The organism is Delftia sp. 60 (assembly GCF_002754395.1).
GTDB classification, from domain to species: domain Bacteria; phylum Pseudomonadota; class Gammaproteobacteria; order Burkholderiales; family Burkholderiaceae_C; genus Comamonas; species Comamonas acidovorans.
In genome coordinates, this window is the sequence record NZ_PEFD01000001.1 from 1,499,199 (window position 1) to 1,517,069 (window position 17,871).

Annotated in this window: 15 protein-coding genes and 1 pseudogene; 15 read left to right on the top strand and 1 reads right to left on the bottom strand. The window is 64.2% G+C overall.

Annotated features, from left to right (window positions below):
- Window positions 1-2 precede the first annotated feature (2 nt).
- From CLV01_RS06810 to slmA, 5 genes are all read left to right on the top strand, one after another.
- Window positions 3-1,106: a glycosyltransferase family 4 protein gene (locus CLV01_RS06810; RefSeq protein WP_012203250.1), complete on the top strand. Its 1,104-nt coding sequence runs from the start codon at window positions 3-5 to the stop codon at window positions 1,104-1,106.
- Window positions 1,107-1,216: 110 nt separating this feature from the next.
- Window positions 1,217-2,107 (top strand): acetylglutamate kinase, encoded by an 891-nt coding sequence (gene argB / locus CLV01_RS06815; RefSeq protein WP_012203251.1) that lies wholly within the window; start codon window positions 1,217-1,219, stop codon window positions 2,105-2,107.
- A gap of 121 nt (window positions 2,108-2,228) precedes the next feature.
- Window positions 2,229-2,948, top strand: a complete 720-nt coding sequence (locus tag CLV01_RS06820) for a response regulator transcription factor (RefSeq protein WP_012203252.1) — start codon at window positions 2,229-2,231, stop codon at window positions 2,946-2,948.
- Window positions 2,949-2,985: 37 nt separating this feature from the next.
- Entirely contained in the window at window positions 2,986-4,473 is a 1,488-nt protein-coding gene (locus tag CLV01_RS06825; RefSeq protein ID WP_099734688.1) for a sensor histidine kinase, read from the top strand.
- 82 nt (window positions 4,474-4,555) lie between these two features.
- A complete protein-coding gene (slmA, locus tag CLV01_RS06830) occupies window positions 4,556-5,251 on the top strand; it encodes a nucleoid occlusion factor SlmA (RefSeq protein WP_012203254.1) in 696 nt (231 codons plus the stop codon).
- 103 nt (window positions 5,252-5,354) lie between these two features.
- On the opposite strand, the gene CLV01_RS06835 is transcribed toward slmA, so the two are convergent.
- Window positions 5,355-5,867: a Mor transcription activator family protein gene (locus CLV01_RS06835; protein ID WP_099734687.1), complete on the bottom strand. Its 513-nt coding sequence runs from the start codon at window positions 5,865-5,867 to the stop codon at window positions 5,355-5,357.
- 146 nt (window positions 5,868-6,013) lie between these two features.
- Here CLV01_RS06835 and CLV01_RS06840 point away from each other — a divergent pair, with 146 nt between their 5' ends.
- The 10 genes and pseudogenes from CLV01_RS06840 (at window position 6,014) to CLV01_RS06880 (ending at window position 17,763) form a co-directional block, all read left to right on the top strand.
- Window positions 6,014-6,628: a S24 family peptidase gene (locus CLV01_RS06840; protein WP_099734686.1), complete on the top strand. Its 615-nt coding sequence runs from the start codon at window positions 6,014-6,016 to the stop codon at window positions 6,626-6,628.
- Window positions 6,629-7,080: 452 nt separating this feature from the next.
- Window positions 7,081-7,566: a hypothetical protein gene (locus CLV01_RS06845; protein WP_099734685.1), complete on the top strand. Its 486-nt coding sequence runs from the start codon at window positions 7,081-7,083 to the stop codon at window positions 7,564-7,566.
- Between the two features lie 137 nt (window positions 7,567-7,703).
- Complete coding sequence (locus CLV01_RS06850; RefSeq protein ID WP_034390302.1) at window positions 7,704-8,630, top strand: phage tail tube protein; 927 nt, start codon at window positions 7,704-7,706, stop codon at window positions 8,628-8,630.
- Window positions 8,631-8,673: 43 nt separating this feature from the next.
- A complete protein-coding gene (locus CLV01_RS06855) occupies window positions 8,674-9,129 on the top strand; it encodes a hypothetical protein (RefSeq protein ID WP_012203259.1) in 456 nt (151 codons plus the stop codon).
- Window positions 9,130-9,158: 29 nt separating this feature from the next.
- Entirely contained in the window at window positions 9,159-9,449 is a 291-nt protein-coding gene (locus CLV01_RS06860) for a DUF1799 domain-containing protein (protein WP_013804205.1), read from the top strand.
- A 70-nt stretch (window positions 9,450-9,519) separates the two neighbouring features.
- Window positions 9,520-14,507, top strand: a pseudogene (locus tag CLV01_RS06865) (tape measure protein).
- A complete protein-coding gene (locus CLV01_RS06870; protein ID WP_063327279.1) occupies window positions 14,504-15,439 on the top strand; it encodes a hypothetical protein in 936 nt (311 codons plus the stop codon). Before CLV01_RS06865 ends, CLV01_RS06870 begins: the two are co-directional and overlap by 4 nt.
- Complete coding sequence (locus CLV01_RS06875; protein WP_099734683.1) at window positions 15,417-16,118, top strand: hypothetical protein; 702 nt, start codon at window positions 15,417-15,419, stop codon at window positions 16,116-16,118. Before CLV01_RS06870 ends, CLV01_RS06875 begins: the two co-directional genes overlap by 23 nt.
- A complete protein-coding gene (locus CLV01_RS28625) occupies window positions 16,118-17,224 on the top strand; it encodes a hypothetical protein (RefSeq protein ID WP_143290091.1) in 1,107 nt (368 codons plus the stop codon). The genes CLV01_RS06875 and CLV01_RS28625 overlap by 1 nt, the downstream gene beginning before the upstream one ends.
- Window positions 17,221-17,763 carry a hypothetical protein gene (locus CLV01_RS06880; RefSeq protein ID WP_099734682.1) on the top strand — a complete coding sequence of 181 codons (543 nt, stop codon included), beginning with the start codon at window positions 17,221-17,223 and terminating at the stop codon, window positions 17,761-17,763. The genes CLV01_RS28625 and CLV01_RS06880 overlap by 4 nt, the downstream gene beginning before the upstream one ends.
- Window positions 17,764-17,871: the final 108 nt, after the last annotated feature.

The following is a 17,871-nucleotide window of genomic DNA, read 5'->3' on the forward strand; positions in this document are numbered from 1 at the left end:
GGATGGCGGTATTGGCCTTCATGGTGTCTTGCACCGGCTGTGCACTGCTGGTGCGCTGGGCTGGGCGGTCCTCGACGTCCTCTTACGGATACGACAAGCCGCAGCGCTTTCACATCGGCGAGGTACCCCGGCTTGGGGGCGTGCCGATGTACCTCGGGCTGGCTGTCTCCTGGGGTGTGGGCACTTGGCTGAGCATGCGCGGAGATCCTTCCTCGCTGCGCATGCAGCTGTGGGTGGTTGTGTGCCTGGCCGCCATGCTGCCGGCCGTGGTCGGCGGCGTCATCGAGGATGTATCGCAGCGCCTGAGCGTGCGTTACCGGCTGGTGCTGACCCTGCTGAGCGCCGTGCTGGCGGTTTTGTTGTGCGGCCTCACCGTGCCCCGGCTCGGCTGGCCCTGGCTGGAACAGGCACTGGGCCCGGCCATGCCCTGGCTGGGCATGGGCCTGGCCGTCCTGGCCCTGACGGGGCTGCCCCATGCCTTCAATATCATCGACGGCTACAACGGGCTGGCCGGCATGGTGGCCACCATCATCTGCCTGGCGCTGGCCCACGTGGCACTGCAGGTGGGGGACCGGACCCTGGCCGCCATGCTGGTGACGCTGGCCGCCGCTACCTGCGGCTTCCTGGTCTGGAACTACCCGCGCGGCATGATGTTTGCAGGCGATGGCGGGGCCTATGTCTGGGGGCTGGCGATTGCCCTGGCCAGCATTGCCCTGGTGCAGCGCAATTCCGCAGTGTCGCCATGGTTTCCCATGCTGCTGCTGATCTATCCGGTCTGGGAGACGGTGTTTTCCATTTACCGCAAGCTGATGCGCGGCATGTCGCCGGGCATGGCGGATGCCCTGCATTTCCACCAGTTGATCTACCGGCGCATCGTGCGCGGCGTGTTCGACGACGATCTGGCACGGCGCATGCTGCGTCGCAATAACCGGACTTCGCCCTACCTGTGGGCGTTCACGCTGCTGACCGTGGTGCCGGCATTGCTGTTCTGGAGCAACACGCCCGTTCTGGTGGGTTTTTGCCTGCTGTTCGTGGTCAGCTATGTGATCGCCTATCTGGCCATCGTGCGCTTCAAGCTGCCGGGCTGGATGCAGAACAATGGATGATGGCCGGGCGCCAGTGGGCGTTCCGTCATCCGGGCATGCAACACTGCCGCGCAGTTGCGGCACAATGCCCGCCTTGTTGTTGACTACTTCCACGCCCCAGGGCTAGCACCATGAACGATATCCTCTCGATTGCCCCCCGCGACAAGGCCGAAATCCTCGCCCAGGCCCTGCCCTATATCCGCAAGTTCCATGGCAAGACCATGGTCATCAAGTATGGCGGCAACGCCATGACCGATCCGGCCCTGCAGGCCGACTTCGCGGAAGACGTGGTGCTGCTGAAGTTGGTGGGCATGAATCCGGTGGTGGTGCATGGCGGCGGGCCGCAGATCGAGACGGCCCTCAACCGCCTGGGCAAGAAGGGCGAGTTCATCCAGGGCATGCGCGTGACCGACGCGGAAACCATGGAAGTCGTGGAATGGGTGCTGGCCGGCGAGGTGCAGCAGGACATCGTGGGCCTGATCCACCAGGCCGGTGGCAAGGCCGTGGGCCTGACAGGGCGCGATGGTGGCCTGATCCGCGCACGCAAGCTCAAGATGGTCGACAACAAGGATCCGAACATCGAGTACGACGTGGGCCAGGTGGGCGACATCGTCTCCATCGACCCCAGCGTGGTGCGCGCGCTGCAGGATGACGCCTTCATCCCCGTGATCAGCCCCATCGGCTTTGGCGAGGAAAACGAGAGCTACAACATCAACGCCGACGTGGTCGCCAGCAAGCTGGCCACCGTGCTGCAGGCCGAAAAGCTGGTGCTGCTGACCAACACCCCCGGCGTACTGGACAAGGCGGGCAGCCTGCTGACCGACCTCACGGCGCGCGAGATCGACGCCCTGTTCGCCGACGGCACCATCTCGGGCGGCATGCTGCCCAAGATCAGCGGCGCCCTGGATGCCGCCAAGGCGGGAGTCAACGCCGTGCACATCATCGATGGCCGCGTGCCGCATGCCATGCTGCTGGAAATCCTGACCGACCAGGCCTATGGCACCATGATCCGCAGCCATTGAGGCCCGATGGCGCGGACTTTGCGGTTCGCGTTACCATCGCGCATGGCCCGGGCGTGGTCTGACGGCCTGGGCCGGTTTGCTGCAAGCCGCCTTTGGGCGGCTTTTGTTTTTTAGGTTTGATATGCGTTTGCTTCTTGTGGAAGACGATGTGATGGTGGCCAGCGGCATCAAGCTGGGGCTGTCCGATGCGGGGTATGCCGTGGACTGGGTCGGCAGTGCCGAGCGCGCCCTGGAGGTGCTGGCCCAGGAAGCCTTCGACCTGGCCGTGATCGACATCGGCCTGCCGGGCATCGACGGGCTGGAACTCACACGCCGCCTGCGCAGCAGCGCGGTGGAGAGCTCGGCCATGCCCGTGCTGATCCTGACGGCGCGCGATGCGCTGCAGGACCGCGTGCAGGGCCTGGACCAGGGCGCCGACGACTACATGGTCAAGCCCTTCGAGCTTCCCGAACTGCTGGCCCGGCTGCGCGCGCTGCTGCGCCGCTCGCAGGCAGCCACATCGGCCGTCCTGAGCTTTGGTCCCATCGAGCTGGACACGGCAGGCCGCCGCGCCGGCGCGCGCCAGCCTGCGCAAGACGATGAGAGCGAGGGCAAACTGCTGCCCATCGACCTGGGCCCGCGCGAGTGGACCGTGCTGGAATACCTGCTGATCCACGCGCCCAAGCCCGCCAGCAAGGACAAGCTGCTGCAGGCGCTCACGGGCTGGGACCGCGAGATCACGCCCAATGCGGTCGAGGTCTATGTCTCTCGCCTGCGCAGCAAGCTGGAGCCGCATGGCGTGGCGCTTCGTTCCATCCGGGGCTTCGGCTATCGGCTGGAACTCTCGCATACCGCCGCCTGATGCGGACATGGCGCATGGTCCCAGGCGCTGACCGCCCATGACAGCCAATCTGCGCCTTCGCCTGCTGGTGCTGCTGGTGGTGCCGCTGACGCTGCTGGCACTGATGGGCGGCTGGTTCGGCTATCGCTCGGCAGACGAAGCCTCCACCCAGCATGACCAGCGCTTGCTGCGCCTGCTGCCTGCGCTGGCCGATTCGGTGTTGGCGCCGTCGATCGCCGAGGGAACGCCGCCCCTGGTGGCGCTGACGCCCGCCATCGAGGACGTCTTGCGCCAGCGCGGCGACGACGTCGGATATGCCATAGGTGACCTGCAGGGCCATGTCGTTGCCGGCGACACCTGGATCCGCTTCGACGTGCCTTCCACGCCGCTGGCCGAGTTCCACAGCCAGGAGCATGACGGCCTGACCTACCGCGTGGCCGTCATGCGCGCCGAAACCTATGGCGCCGGTGAAATGGTGCTCGTGCTGGCCGACGGTGGCGACGTACGCCAGCAATGGGTGCGCCAGTTGCTGCTGCATGTGCTGCTGCCCAGCGTGCTGCTGATCGCGGGCGCTGGCATCGCCATCTACTGGTCGGTCAGCCGGGCTTTCCGGCCGCTTCTGACCCTGACCCAGGCGGTGGAACGGCGCTCGCCGCGCGACCTCAGTCCCATCTCGGAGCACAGCTCGCCGGCCGAAGTCCGTCCGCTGGTGCGCTCGCTCAATCGCCTGTTTGCACTGGTCAACGCACAGGCCGAAGGCCAGCGGCGCTTTGTGGCCGATGCGGCCCATCAATTGCGCACGCCGCTGGCGGCCTTGCAGGCCCAGGTCGAGGCCTGGGCGCTGAGCGCGCAGGCTGCCCAGGCCGAGGCGCGGCGCAAGGGCACCGAGGCCCAGGTGGTGCTCAGCGTGACGCAGATCGAGCAGTTGCGCGATGCCACGCGGCGGACCTCGCAGCTGGCACGCCAGCTGCTGGCGCTGTCACGTGCCGATGCGCGCAATGCCGAAGTCCAGCCGTTGCAGAAGGTGGATCTCAAGGACCTGTGCGAAAGCATGCTGGAAATGTTCTTCGACCAGGCCAGCGCCAAGGGGCTGGACTTCGGCCTTGACGTGGCGGCCGCCAGTGTCTGGGGCCACAGCTGGCTGCTGCGCGAACTGGTTTCCAACCTCGTGGACAACGCCATCAAGTACACGCCGCCCGGCGGCAGCGTCACGCTGCGCTGCGGCATGTACCATGGCGCGGGGCAGTCTGCGGATGAACCGCAAGGCTGGGCCTTCCTAGAGATCGAGGACGACGGCCCCGGCGTGCCCGAGGCCGAGCGCTCGCAGATCACGCAGCGCTTTTACCGCGCGCAGGGCGCGGCCGGCGACGGCACCGGGCTGGGATTGGCCATTGCCGAAGAAATCGCCCTGCTGCACCAGGGCACTCTGGCCTTTGGCGCCGCAGCGCAGGGCAAGGGCCTGCTGGTACGCTTGGAGCTTCCATTGCAAATGCCGGCCATGCTCTCGGAAACAATAGCAGCGCAAGCAACAGGCAAGCGATCCTGACGGTTGCGCTCATGGGGACAGCTTTGTGCGGAGTTGCCGCCGAGGGCTGTGAGAGAATTACTTACAAATAGTTGATCTGCTTATGTCCGAGTCTGAAGTTCTGTCGCCTTTATCCGCTCCTGGCGCTGATGTCGTTTCCGACGAAGCCGCCTCCGCTTCCGCCCCTACGCCTGCGCGCAAACGCCCCAAACCCGGGGAGCGGCGCGAGCAGATCCTGCAGGCGCTTGCGGCCATGCTGGAGAAGCCGGGCGCAGAACGCATCACCACGGCAGCGCTGGCAGCCCATCTGGGCGTCAGCGAGGCAGCCCTGTACCGCCACTTCGCCAGCAAGGCCCAGATGTTCGAAGGACTGATCGAGTTCATCGAGCAATCCGTCTTCACGCTGGTGCAGCAGATCGTCGGGCGGGATGTGCCGGAGGAAGAGCGGCCCGCAGTGGACGGAATGCGCCAGGCCAGCCGCGTGATCTCCCTGGTGCTGCAGTTTGGCGAGCGCAACCCCGGCATGGTGCGCGTCATGGTGGGCGATGCCATCGTCTTCGAGCACGAGCGTCTGCAGGCCCGCATGAACCAGTTCTTCGACCGCATCGAATCCACGCTGCGCCAGTGCCTGCGCCCCGCCGCCGGTGCGCTGGGCTCCTCCGCCCCGACGGTCGATGCACAGGTGGCCGCCAGCGTGCTGACATCGTTTGCGCTGGGCCGACTGCAGCGCTACGCGCGTTCGGGTTTCCGCCGCCTGCCGACCGAGCATCTGGAAGCCAGCCTGGCCTTGATGGTCTGAACATGGCCCAGCGGACCCCAGGGTCCGCTTTGCAGCAAAGCCACCCGCTTGCGCCGGTGGCTTTTTTTGCGACCAGGGCCTTGCTTCGTCGCGGTGGCTGTGCTCAGCCCACGAGATTGCGCCGTCGCCTGGCCGGTGCTGTCACGCCCAGCGCCGCAACGATGCGCCCCACCTGGCCTTCCGTAATCCCATGCTCGGCAGCCAGTTGCCGGGCCGTTTTGTCCGTGGCGTAGTCTGCAGCGATGCGCTGATTGCGCAGTGCCTGCAGTGCGCGCGCTGCCCTGGGCAGCTGGAAGTGGGGCAGGCCGCCATACTCACGGGCGAGCTGGAGCAAGGCTGGCACGCCGATGGTGGCTGCATAGGGATGCTCGGCTGTGACCTTGTCCGGCGTGGGAACGTAGATGCGCAGTCCACCCCAGCGCTGCACCAGGGCCATCGTGGGCTGCAGCCCGATCAGGCGCTCGAAGTCCTGCAGCAGGGGCGGAAGCAGATCGCTGCAAGTGCCATGGTGCGGGTGCGAGGCGGCTGACCCGGGCGTGTGCATGCCGATGGCGGGAGGCAGGGCAGCAGGCCGAAAGCCCTGGAAGACAGGTGCCGGATGGTGTTCGGAATGCATTTTGGCTGTACGCTCTTGGTTCAAAAGGAAACGGTTCAATTTGAACCATATTCTTGGTCCATAACGAACCAGTGTCAAGATTCGCCATGCCTGCAAAACCTGTGACTGATGCGCTTACATCCAACGTTGATGAGGTACTGGCGCGCATGGCTGAAGCCTTGGGACCCGACTGGATGGCGGGCATGGAGGTTCAGCCTGAAACGGTACGGACCTGGCGCAAGCGCGGGGAAGTGCCAGCACGGCAACTGCTGCGGGCCTCGCAGCGAGCGGGCCGGTCGCTGGAGTATTTCAACGGCACGGGCGCAGCGAAGCCTGGGGCCCGGCATGGCGGGGCGGCCGAAGACGAGTTCACGCAGATCGAGATGCTCGATGCGCACGTCAGCGCAGGGCATGGGGCCGTCAATGGCCCCGACGAGGTGATAGGCCGCTTCGCCTTCCGTTCGTCCTGGCTGCAGTCCAAGGGACTGGGCAGGCACAACGCCAAGATCGTGCGTGCCCGTGGAAGATCCATGGCGGACCGCATCAATGATGGCGACATCCTGCTGGTCAACACCTCGGTCGATACGCTGACCCAGGATGGTGTCTATGTGATCGAGCTGGAGGGTGAGAACTACGTCAAGCTGCTGGAGCGCGACTTCAGCACGGGCGGTGTGCGCATCGTCAGCTACAACCCTGCCTATCCGCCCCAGGTTCTGGAAGGCGAAGCCGCCAACCGGCTGCGCATCTGCGGCCGGGTCCTCTGGCACGGCGGAGAACTCTAGCCCCCGGGCCGTGCCGCCCGGCACCGCTACAGAGACTTTGCCGCAGGCCTGAGGCGACCTGGGCGTTTCCGTCTTCTCCCAGCCTTTCTCGTCCTCCTCTTTCGTCCACCTCTTTAGTGCGTCCGTGCCTGCCCCAGCGGCAGGACGTTTGCGCTTGCCTGGCCGTTGGGATGTGCCGGGCCAAGGCACATGTGGCTGGCATCCAGGTCCGCTGCGCCTGAGAAGGCGCGCGCCTGTGGACGCTGAAACCGGGCCTGCATATGCAGGCCTTATTCATTTTTGCCTGCCTCGGCACAGTCACTCCATCGCAACGACGCATCTTTTTCTGCGTCCCCCACGGAGTGACCCATGTACGCCATCGCACAACTGTTCCTGCTCTTTGCCGCTCATCTGCGGCCCATCGTGGCCGAGGCTGCGGCGAGTGTGGCGGCGGCCTTTCCGGTGCTGCGCCCATGAATGCACTGGCCCAGCATCGCAACGCCATCGTGGCCATCCTGGCCTCGGTGCCGCAGATCGGCGTTGTGCAGGACCGCGAACGCCATGCCGCCAGCGATGCCGAGCTGGCCGCCCTGTTCACGTATACGCCGCTTGCAGCAGGCACGGCCCATGTCCGCGGCTGGTGGCTGCGCAGAAGCAGCACGGCCGAGCACGGCAGCAGCACGGCCCGCACGGTAAGCGTGCACCAGTGGACGCTGCATGGCTACCTGGCCATCGCCGACGCCCAGGCCAGCGAGTTGCTGCTGGACGACCTGGTCGAGCAGTTCCGCGCCCTGGTGCGAGCCGATCCGACCCTGGGCGGCGCGTGCCAGCCCGGTCCCCTGGCAGGCAGCGACGACAGCACCGATGGCGTGCAGGTCATGCGTGCCGAGCCTGTGGATTTCGCGGGAGTGCGTTGCCACTCCGTTGTCCTGCAACTGAGAACCTGGAGCTACCTGTGACCTGCACACCACCGAACCGGGCCTAGACCGGATACCCGCAACTTTCCCGCAACCCCTGTGGTCCGCAGCGCTGGAGAACGGCGCCAAAGGCCGCGAAACCTCTCTTCATCTCTTCATCTCTTCAAAGGATTTTCCAAATGGCAGCAAAGATCATGCGCAAGATGGCCCTCCTGGCCCTGGTTGAAACCGTTGTCGGCACGGCCGTCGTACCGCTGGCGGCCAATGCCATGCTGGTCAGCGACGTGACCCTCACCCCCATCGAGGGCGACGTGGTCGAGCGCAACAACATCCGTCCCTTCTTCGGCTCCAGCGGCAGCACCCTGGTCACCGAATACCAGAAGGTGGCGTTCTCCGTGGAATTCGCGGGTGTGGCCGCAGCGGGCGAGCGTCCCGGCGTGACCGACCTGTTGCGTGCGTGTGCCGCCAGCGCCAGCACCGAGACTGGCGTGAAGACGGTCTTCGCTCCCGTGACCGACGGCATCCAGAGCGTGACCATCTACGGCAACGTGGACGGCACCCTCTACAAGATGCATGGCGCACGCGGCGAGGTGGAGTTCAGCACCGATGCCAAGGCCATTCCCAAGTGGAAGTTCGAGTTCACGGGCTCCTTCGTCCCCGCCGTGGATGAGGCCCTGCCGGCAGTGGACTACAGCGACTTCGTCGCTCCCCTGGGCGTCAACAAGACCAACACCCAACTGACCCTCGACGGCCTGGCGGTGGCCTGCAGCGCCTTCAGCTTCAAGTGCGGCAACCAGGTGGTCAAGCGCGACCTGATGAACGTGGACACCGTGGAAATCACGGACCGCAAGTCCACGGGCAGCGTCACCTTCGAGAACACCAGCGTGGCCACCAAGGACTGGATCGGCCTGGCGCGTGCCAGCGCCATCGTGCCCGTCACGCTCAAGCACGGCCCAGGCGCCACCAACACCGTCAGTTTCAAGAGCGCGCGCGCCCAGATCGGCAAGCCGACCTACAGCGACAGCGATGGCGTGCAGATGATCACCATCCCCCTGTCGTTCATTCCCTCCGACGCGGGCAACGACGAGTGGTCCATCGAGATCTGACGCTTCACCTCCCTGCCTGACAACTACACATCCAAGGATCACCATGGCCGTCAAGATTTCCGGGCTCAAGCCCACCATCTCCGTTCCCGCAACGCTGTACCTGCCCGTCGATGAGGGCAGGTTCGGAGCCCATCACTTTGCCGTCGTGTTCAAGCGCCTGGGCAAGGCGCGGCGAGATGAGATCAATGAACTCATCGTCGTCGGCAAGCCCGCCACGCAGCCCGATGGCTCGCAGGAGGTACGGCGCATGACCATCCCTGAACTGCTCGACGAAGTGGTTGTGGGCTGGGAGGGGATGCTGGGCGACGAAGGAACACCCGTGCCCTACAGCCGCGACGAGCGCCTGGCGGCCGAGGAGGCCTACCCGGGACTGGAGCAGGCCATGGCCGTGGCCTGGTTCGACGGACTCAACGTGCACCAGCGGGATGCCGCCACAAAAAACTCCGTGGCGCTGTCCGGCATCACCTCGGCCTCGACGGCGCAGACCGCTATCTCGTAGACGACGAGCTGCGCGCCCAGTGCGCGCAGATGGGGATCGACCCCGACCGGATGGTGCCCGGCGATCTGCAACGCCTGCACCCCGAGGACTACGAACTGTGGCCGGAGCATGCGATGGCCTGGAGCGTGTACCTCGGCTGCTCCACCCAGTGGCGCAGGACGGCCACGCCCTGGGGCCAGTGGCACTGGGACGGGCTGGACTACGCCGGGGCCGAGATCGTGATGCGCCGCTACGCGGTGCCCGCCGCGCAGCGCGGCGAGGTCTTCGCGCAGTTGCAGGTACTGGAGGCGCAGGCGCTGCGCCAGCTCAACCGGGGCTGAGGCATAGGGGCCTCGGCTCCGGCCTTTCAAGACAAACACAAGCGGTCAAGCATACCGAACAGAGATCAGCATGAGTACAGCGGTCAAAAGCATAGGCATCGCCGAGACGCCCAGCCTGAGCGAGCTGCGTGCGCAGAATGCCCAGTTCTCCCAGGAGCTCGACAAACTCCACGGCAAGCTGCAGCAGGCGTATGCCGGCATGTCGCAGTTCGCAGGTGCCTCAACGGATACGGGACTTGTATCGGCGCGTGCCAGCGTCGATGTCGAGAGCCTGTCTACTTCCATGGGCAAGATTGCAGGCCGCGCCAATGCCCTGCTGGAGGTGGCGGGTTCGGCGGCCAAGGTGGGAGAGGCGCTCTACACGGCCAGTGCCCAGACAGAGAATCTGCGTACGCGGCTGGACCTTGCCACCGGCGGCAAGGGCGCGCAGGAACTGGCCTATGTCACGGCCCTGGCCGATCGGCTGGGCCTGCAGCTCAATGCCACCGGCCAGGCCTACGCCGACTTCGCCACCAAGGCGCGTGGTACGGCGCTGGAAGGCGCGCAGGTGCAGACCATCTTCACGGGGATTGCCTCGGCCAACGCGGCCATGGGCCTTTCCGTGGAGCAGGGCAATGCCTCGTTGGCAGCCGTACTCGACCTGATGGGCAAGGGGACGATAGGCGCGTCGGACTTCAGCGAGAAACTGGGACATATCCCGGATGCGGCGCTGGTCGGCGCTCAGGCCCTGGGTGTGACACAGGAGCGGTTCTCCCAGATGCTGCAGACCGGCGAGGTCGTGACGCAGGACTTTCTGCCCCGTTTCTCGCAGGCGCTGCAAAGCTCCCTGGGAGAGGGGACGGACAAGGCGGCGGACAGGCTGGATGCCGGCACCCAACGCATGGCCAACGCCTGGGACAAGCTCAAGTCCGCCGTGGGAGATTCCGGCATCAGCCAGATGATCTCCTTTGGCATGAACGCAGCGGCCAACGACATGAACGCCTTTTCGGAGTCCATGTCGCGGGCGCGTGACAACGGGTCGGGCTTCCTGGGCCAGATCAGCAGCGGCCTGGGCAACATAGCCGGGCGCGCGGTGGGCTTGCAATATGTCAGCACGGCCTTCCAGTCGAATGCGGAAAAGGCAGCCTATCTGGCCAAGGAGCTTCCGCGCGCCAGGGCTGAATTGGAGATGCTGCAGGCCAAGGGGGCAGCGACATCGCGCAATGTGTGGGTGCGCACGGCCCATGACGATGCCCAGCGCCTGGTCGAAAAATTGCAGCAGGTGCAGCGCGAATTGATGGCGGCACAGGGTCAGCGCAATGCAGGCGGCGGCCGCGGGTTCATCAATCCGCCGCTGGTGGGACAGCCACAGCCGCAGGAGCAAAGCAAGAAAACCGACGCGCCTGCGCAGAAGAAAGAGCCCCCTGCGGTACCCCGCACCGTCAGCTACGCGCCACCGGCCGTGCCAGCCAGAACGCAGCAGGACAATGAGGAGCTCAAGCGCGATCAGGAACTGCAGAAAAGGCAGCAGGAGGTGGCGCAACTCGTCAAGGAGCACCAGACCAAGGCCGTACTGGCCGAAAAGAACCTGGAACTCGCCCGGCAGGAAACGCGCGCGATTGGCCTGACCGGTGAGGCGTTGGGACAACTGCGCCAGGAGCAGGTCGAGAAGACCATCGCGGAGCTGGAAGACAACGCGGCCGGGCAAGAGAGTGTCCGCTGCTCCAGGGAGGTTGCCGAGGCCGTTGGCAAAGAGGCCGAGGCCACGCGCGAACTCGCCCGCGTCAAGGGCTACAACGAGTCTGCCAGCAAGGTGGACGAGTACACCAAAAGCGTGAAGGCGGCCAGTGAGGCGGTGCAGTTTGAGCAGTCTCTGGCAGCCATGTCGGAACGCGACCGCAAGATCGCGCTGGAGCAGTACCAGGTCGCGATCGAGCTCAAGAAAAAGCTCGAAGACATCTCGGCCAAGAATCCGGATGATGCGGCTGGCGCCCAGAAACTCAAGGACGACGCCACGGCCGCAGCCAACCAGGCCAAGGCCAATGTTGCCGAACGTGTCCGCATGCAGGAGACCCAGAAATCGGTCGACCAGATGGACGAGATGTTCCGCAAGGGCTTCACGGACATGCTGGCCAACGGCACCGAAGGCTGGCGTACCTTCACCAAGAGCCTGAGTGCGACGTTCAAGGCCTCTGTGGCCGATGAGATGTACAAGGCGTTTGCGCGGCCGTTTCTCGTGCCTGTCTTCGCTCAGCTCAGGGGGGTCGTCGGCAACTTCCTCGGTCAAGGCGGTGCTCCGGGAACAGCGGGCGCTGGTGATGCGCAGGGCACGGGCCTGGGCGGTGGATTGACGGACTGGTCCACCTGGGGCACCTCGGCGCAGAAGTACCTGAATGAATCCGCACTCAAGCTCATGTCCAATGGCTGGAACATGGCTGGTGAAGCACTGCAGGACCTGGGCAAGACCGTGGGCCGGTTCGACACCTGGCTGAAAGACATTCCCGGTTTCCAGGGCGGGATTGGCTCTGCTGCCGGTTACCTGGGAAGCCTGTACAGCCTGTCCCAAGGACAGTACGGAGCCGCTGTGGGTCAGGCGGTGGGAACCTGGATTCTTCCGGGCATCGGCTCGATGATCGGCAGCTTCCTCGGTGGAGCGCTCGACAAGGCCTTCGGCTCCCGCGGCGCCAACCATGGCGGCGCGGCCTACAGCACGGCCGGCATTGGCAATGACAAGGCGGCCGAGCAGCTGTTTGGCCGCGCGGCAGGCGACTGGTACGACGATCTGACACGCCGCCACAGCGATGGCATCGAAAAGCAGCTCAAGACCAGTCTGGACGGACTGGCCCTGGTCTACGGATCCCTGGGCAAGTACGCCACGGGCGGAGTGCGCGACATCGACTTGGTGGGCGGCTTTGCCGCCAACGGAAAGTACACCGACGAGGACGCCTACGGCTACGCCAAGATCATCGACAAGACGACCGGCATGATCCTGGCCGGCTTCGAGAACCGCTCGCTGGGCAACAATCCGGAAGAGGCCTACAAGGCTTTCCTGGGCCAGACCGGTTCCCTGCTGGTGTCCGAACTCAAGAAGGCGGACCTGCCCAGCTGGATGCGCACCACGCTGGACTCGCTAGGCGAAGCACCCAATGTCGAGGCGTTGCAGGCAGCCTTCCAGACCATCGACCTGATCGGCCGCTCCTTCGAGGAACTGGGCAAGAAGATCACGGGCTTTGCCGACCTGACCGACCTGGCCTTCGAGTCCCTGATCAAGGCTTCGGGCGGCATCGAGGCGCTGAATGCCAACGCCGGCAGCTTCTACCAGAATTTCTACAGCGAGGACGAGCGCAAGACCATCGCCAAGCGCGAGATGGGCAGCAAGCTCAAGGACTTGGGCGTGGACATCGACCTGGATGCCGACGACGCCCAGGCCCGGTTCCGCAAGCTGGTGGAGGACAAGCTCAAGGCAGCCAACTCCGAGGAGGCGAATGCCAAGGTATTGAAGGACGCCATCTCGAAGGTCCAGGGCACGCAAGGCCTCAAGGACATGGCCAAGACTGGCGCCTTCAAGGACTGGGCCAGCACCACCCTGGGAGAAGGTTCGGGCGATATCGGAAAACTCGCGGCCGATCTCGAGAACCTGGCGAACACCAGCACGTCGCTGGCCGACTTCACTGCCGGTATGGACAAGCTGATCGGCAATATCGGCGGCACCGGCAAGTCTTCGGCCGAGACCGCTGCCGAGCTGCTCAAGCTCAACGACACGTTCAAGGCCGTTACCAAGACATCCGAGGATGCTGCGGCGGCTTCGGCCAAACAGGCCGAGGAAGCCAAGCGCAAGCAGGAGGAGCAGGCGCAGGAGGCGAAGAAGAAGAACGAGGCCGATACGGATGCGGCGTGGAGCCTGCTGCAGCGTTCCGTCGATGCGGAGCGCTCGGCCATACAGGCACGCATCGATGTCGCGCAGGAGCGCGTGGATACCGAGCGCGCCCTCATGGACACCTTGCGCGGGCATGTCGTCGAACTGCGCGGCCAGATCGAGAGCACCCAGGCCATGGCCTTGGCCAGAGCCAACGAGGTCATTGACCAGGCACTGGCTGCGTACCGGCGCACGGGCTATCTGCCCGAATCGGCTGACATCGGCGAGGCTGTCTCGGTTGCGCGCGGCGGTATTTCCTCGGGCAACTTCCGCTCGCGCCTGGACTATGAGGCCGCGCAGTTGATCCTGGCCAACAAGCTCGAAGTGCTGCATGACGCGGCGGGCGAGCAGCTGTCTGCCGATGAATTGATTCTGGAGCAGGAAAAAAGCCAGGTCGATGCGTTGGAGCGGCTGCTCAAGACCGAGAAGGAGGCGCTGGACATAGCGCGTGGCATCGACACGCGGCTGCTGTCGTCCGATCTCGCATGGGCGGAATTCCGCGCGGCACTGCTCAAGGAAGGAGCGGATACCGGAGGTGGTGCTGGTTCTGGTGAAAGCGGTTCCGGTGGCGTCAGCGGGGGTGCGGACTTTGGTCCTGGGCCAGGTCCTGGAAGTGGGGGTGGCAGCTCCACCGTGCACAGCAAGTACAAGATGCCTGTTGCCGTGCTCGGCGATGGCTTCGCGATCTACGACTACGAAACGGATCCCGAGCGAGTCAAGAAGCTCGATGCGCTGTCGCCAACCTTCCATAAGTACGACGGCACCGGAGACCTGGTGGGACTGGCCAATGACATCAAGGCCCAGGGGGCACGGCGCTGGATCTTGCCTATCTGTATGGCTACTCGGAGCGCGACGTGCTGGCGGCGTTGGACCAGTTCGGCATTCCGCGCTTCGCCTCGGGTGGCGAGCACTTCGGCGGCCTGCGCCTGGTCGGGGAAAACGGCCCCGAACTCGAGTTCACCGGACCTTCACGGATCCACAGCGCCCAGCAGACGCGGCGCTTGCTGGAGGGTATGCAGGGCGGCGACCTGCACAGGGCCCTCGAGTCCCTGCAGCGTCTGACCTATGACCTGGGGCGCCAGCAGATCGTGCTGCTGCAAAGCCTCGAAAAGATGGCTCGCAAGAGCGACGCCATCGGCGTCAAGCAAAGGGAGACCGCATGAACGATGAATTCACACGCGGCATGGGATTTGTGCCGCCCCTGCCTATCACGTTGGACAACATGAGCACGAACGTCGCCGCAAGCGGCCTGCAGCCCTGGTCCGCCAGCAAGGCCTATGCGCTCAACGACGAGATCATCGACGCCTCGCGCGTGATCTGGCGCAGCATGGCCGGCAGCAATACCGGCAATGACCCCGCCAGTTCGGAAGGCAAGTGGCAAAGGCGCGGTGTGGAAAACCGGCTGCGCATGTTCGATGCCAGCCTGGGCTCGTACACCGAGGCCGATGACCTTATCGAGGTCACCATCAAGCCCGGCCGCGTGGTCACGGACATCGAGCTGCTGGGCCTGCAGGCGCACACGGTCGAGGTGGTGATGACCGACCCCGTGGCCGGCGAGGTGTTCCACAGCGGGCAGCGCCTGGTGCTGCGCCCTTCGGGCAATTCGCACTGGGGCTACTTCTTCAACCCCATAGAGCGTGAACGAAAGCTGTCCATCTCGGGACTGCCGGCCTACACGCAAGCCAGCATCACCATACGCATCGCCAACCTGGGGGCCAAGGCGCGCTGCGCCGAAGTCGTCATCGGCCGTGCCGTCTGGCTGGGCAACACGCAGTGGCGGCCCTCGGTCAGCTTCGACGACTGGAGCATCAAGAAGCGCGACGACTGGGGCGGCTGGATGGCCGAGCCCGGCGCCTACAGCGACCGCTTGAAGCTGCAGGTCCTCGTTCACGGCACGCAGTACGAGCGCGTGCGCAACGAAATCCTGGCGTATCGCGCCAGACCGGTCGTCTGGATAGGTGCGCGCGGCTACGGCGTGCTCACCACCTACGGCTACATCACGGGCTTCGACCAGGTTCTGGTGGCCCATGGCTTCTCCGATTGCAACCTAACCATTGAAGGACTGGAAGACGATGAACTTCACACCCCCACCTAGTGCACCCGAGGAATCGGTGGCGATCCCGAATCGTCGCACGGACCCGCAGGACGTCTTCGACGTCAAGACGGATGTCTATCTGAACTGGCTGACGGGCTTTCGTAACTGGACGGCGGGCCTGGTGACGTGGCTCACGACGTTTCTGACGGAAATGGCCCAGGCCATGCTGACGGTCGAGGGCAACAAGAACGCTGCGCAGGCCGCCGCCTCCGCCGCCGCGACCAGCGCCCAGAACGCTGCGATTGTCGCCGGTGCCTCCCGATGGGCGCCGGGCAGCTACGCCCAGGGCGACGCCGTGTGGTCGCCCCAGTCGCTGCTGACCTATCGGCGCGTACCAGCCGGCACCACGGCCAGCGCGCTCGACCCGGCCCAGGATCCCGCGGGCTGGCGGCTGTCCGGTTCACCGCAGTCCATGCCGCAGCAGGAGCTGACAACGGCAGGGCCCCATCACCTGATCGTCGGCATGCACTACATCGTCCTGCACCCGCAGTGCGAGTGCTTGATGCCTGCTGCGCCTGCGCCGCAGGAGCAACTGCGCGTCACCAACCGCTCCGGTGCGCTGACGCCCGTGCTCAGACGCAACGGGGGCAAGTTTTCCGGAATCGAGGACGACCTGGCGCTGGACTCGCGCTATGCCGACCGCGTATTTACTCAAACCGCAACCCTGGGGTGGATCTGATGCTTTCCTTCAACAATATCTATGGACAACCTGCTGCGCTGATGCGTCGGCGTATTTGGAGTGGAGAGGAGCGTAAGGTTCCAGGGGTTTCGGTGAGAATCGTCAATGCATTCAAGCCCGTGCGAAGTGTTTCTCCAGTAAATATTTCTGTGAGTATGGGTTTATACAGTAGTCAGCAGTACTTTCTTGTGCGAGGTGCCACGCTCTATACAAGTCCCGATTTGAAGGTGCTTACTCAACGCCTGTTGGTGAAAGGTGAAAATGCCAATATCGTATCCATGGCGCATAATAATGATACGGTCATTATTGGGGCCAGGTATTGGACCGGGTTTTCTTGGGGGTATGTAAGCTATGCCAGTGTTGATGGCGGCATCACCTTTAAGAACATAACCGCCACTCCTAACTATGTCAGGGCGGGTAGCTATTTTTATGCTATTTCCTCTAGCATGGCCCGTTCGGCGACAGGTCTGGATGCCGTTTGGAGTGCTACGGCAATGCCGTCATCATCGGCAGGATGGAGCCATGTTCTGCACAATGGGAATATCTATCTTTCATTGAGTTATATTAATAACTCCTTCTATGAAGTAGCTTATTCGGAGAACGGCTCTGCTTTCAATCTTTCCACCAATTTTGCAAGCGTGCGCTCAAAAATTCCTTCCGGTATGTATGTCAAGGAGGCAGCGGTGGTTGGGAGGAAGTTCGTGCTAGTGGGCGTAGCTGGAAAAATCATCCATACTATTGCGACGGAAGATGGTATTAATTTTGAGCAATTTGATCAGTATCTTGAGACTGGTGTAGACGGAGAGGCATTTCGTGGGTGGAATATACAGTCAACGAGCACAGGAGATGCAATATATATGCGTGGGACGACCAGTGATATCGCTGGTGTTGGTCGCGTGAGGGTTTTTTCCTGCATGGATGGCAGGAATTGGCGTGTCCTGCCCTCTCTGGTTGCAAGTAGCTCATTTACTGATCCGACAAACGGATTCTTTGCGCTGGCCCCCGGCCAAGGTATCTATGTGACCCCGTGGCCCGATGCAGACCATGCATTCATCTCCGACACCGTCAACGACCGCGACTTCTATTACGAACTGGGTGCCGCATGAACTACGAATTCAACCTCTGGGGCTGGTACGCAGGCATGTCCACCACGCCCGGCGCGCGCACTACGACACTGCCGCCCGACAACATGCAGACGCACGAGACAGCGGGCCGGCCGCGCAGCAACTTCACGGGGCTGGCCTGGGTCGAGCTGCCCTATGAGGCGCCACCCGAGCCGGTGCCCGAATTCGCGCTGCCGGAGATCGTCATCACCGGTATCGCGGCCGACAGGGAGGGCTTCGTGCACACCCCGGACTTCACCGATGCGACGGTGCCGGTGGGTGCTACGCTGGCCTTCGCTGCCGAACTGCGGGCCGGCGATCAGGTGCTGACGCTGGACGACAGCTTCCGGCTGCCCATCCGGTCGCGCGATGGCCGCGAGCGCGTGGTGCTGGCCTCCATGGCCAAGGGCTTCATCCGCTTCTCTGTCCACTTCGAGGACAGTCGGGTCTGGGAAGTGACCCAAGCCATGGTCAATTCCGACCTTCCTCCCGAACGCCACATGCGCTTCAAGGGCATCAAGGTATTTGCCGTGGAGGCATGACTTGCTCTGAGGCGTGACAAACAACCAAGCCGGCACCTGCCGGCTTTTTTGCGCCTGCCCACAAGCTAGGTGTTTTCCCCCGCATGTCTTCGCCGCGACAAGCTTTCC

What these genes read in the sequence shown, in the direction of transcription:
- CLV01_RS06875 (WP_099734683.1), top strand. Translation starts at nt 15,417, where the DNA reads ATGAACTTCACACCCCCACCTAGTGCACCCGAGGAATCGGTGGCGATC.
- CLV01_RS28625 (WP_143290091.1), top strand. Translation starts at nt 16,118, where the DNA reads ATGCTTTCCTTCAACAATATCTATGGACAACCTGCTGCGCTGATGCGT.
- CLV01_RS06880 (WP_099734682.1), top strand. Translation starts at nt 17,221, where the DNA reads ATGAACTACGAATTCAACCTCTGGGGCTGGTACGCAGGCATGTCCACC.
- CLV01_RS06840 (WP_099734686.1), top strand. Translation starts at nt 6,014, where the DNA reads ATGGCTGAAGCCTTGGGACCCGACTGGATGGCGGGCATGGAGGTTCAG.
- CLV01_RS06810 (WP_012203250.1), top strand. Translation starts at nt 3, where the DNA reads ATGGCGGTATTGGCCTTCATGGTGTCTTGCACCGGCTGTGCACTGCTG.
- CLV01_RS06835 (WP_099734687.1), bottom strand. Translation starts at nt 5,867, where the DNA reads ATGCATTCCGAACACCATCCGGCACCTGTCTTCCAGGGCTTTCGGCCT.
- slmA (WP_012203254.1), top strand. Translation starts at nt 4,556, where the DNA reads ATGTCCGAGTCTGAAGTTCTGTCGCCTTTATCCGCTCCTGGCGCTGAT.
- CLV01_RS06870 (WP_063327279.1), top strand. Translation starts at nt 14,504, where the DNA reads ATGAACGATGAATTCACACGCGGCATGGGATTTGTGCCGCCCCTGCCT.
- CLV01_RS06855 (WP_012203259.1), top strand. Translation starts at nt 8,674, where the DNA reads ATGGCCGTCAAGATTTCCGGGCTCAAGCCCACCATCTCCGTTCCCGCA.
- CLV01_RS06860 (WP_013804205.1), top strand. Translation starts at nt 9,159, where the DNA reads ATGGGGATCGACCCCGACCGGATGGTGCCCGGCGATCTGCAACGCCTG.
- CLV01_RS06845 (WP_099734685.1), top strand. Translation starts at nt 7,081, where the DNA reads ATGAATGCACTGGCCCAGCATCGCAACGCCATCGTGGCCATCCTGGCC.
- CLV01_RS06820 (WP_012203252.1), top strand. Translation starts at nt 2,229, where the DNA reads ATGCGTTTGCTTCTTGTGGAAGACGATGTGATGGTGGCCAGCGGCATC.
- CLV01_RS06850 (WP_034390302.1), top strand. Translation starts at nt 7,704, where the DNA reads ATGGCAGCAAAGATCATGCGCAAGATGGCCCTCCTGGCCCTGGTTGAA.
- CLV01_RS06825 (WP_099734688.1), top strand. Translation starts at nt 2,986, where the DNA reads ATGACAGCCAATCTGCGCCTTCGCCTGCTGGTGCTGCTGGTGGTGCCG.
- argB (WP_012203251.1), top strand. Translation starts at nt 1,217, where the DNA reads ATGAACGATATCCTCTCGATTGCCCCCCGCGACAAGGCCGAAATCCTC.